Genomic DNA, 463 nt, shown 5'->3' on the forward strand with positions numbered 1-463 from the left:
AAACAGGCTGCATTTTTTCAGCAGAGGCAAATGCCGCGCTCCCTAACCCTAAGGCACCTCCTCCCCCCCCCCCTCCCCCCCTTCCCCCCCTTTCCTTTTCCCCTTTCCCTTTTCCTTTCCCCCTCCCTTTCTCCCCCTCCCCCCCTCCCTTTCCTTCTTCTTTTCCCCCCCCTTTCCTTTCCTTCTCCCCCCCCCCCTCCCCCTCCTCTTCCCCTCCCTTCTCTTTTTTTTCCTTCCTTTTTTTCCCCCCTTCTTCTGTCTTTCTTTTTCTTCTTTTTCCTCCCTCCTCCTCTCTTCCCTCTCCTTTTTTCTTCCCTCTCCTTCCCTTCCCTCTCCCTTTCCTTTCCCCCTTTTCCCCCTTCCTCCCCCCTCCTTCTCCTTCCTCGTTCCTCCTCTCTTTTCCTTCCCTCTTTCTCCTCTCTTCCTCTCTTTCCTCCCTCCTCTTTCTTCTTCCTTCTTTTTT

General features: G+C 54.4%; 1 protein-coding gene. It reads right to left on the reverse strand.

Going from position 1 to position 463, the window contains the following annotated elements:
- Positions 1–48 precede the first annotated feature (48 nt).
- Positions 49–463, reverse strand: a 415-nt coding sequence (locus ACTHTY_RS11810) for a hypothetical protein (RefSeq protein ID WP_440367818.1), incomplete at its 5' end; no start/stop codon positions are given.

Source organism: Neisseria sp. P0019.S002 (assembly GCF_051957155.1).
GTDB classification, from domain to species: Bacteria; Pseudomonadota; Gammaproteobacteria; order Burkholderiales; family Neisseriaceae; genus Neisseria; species Neisseria perflava.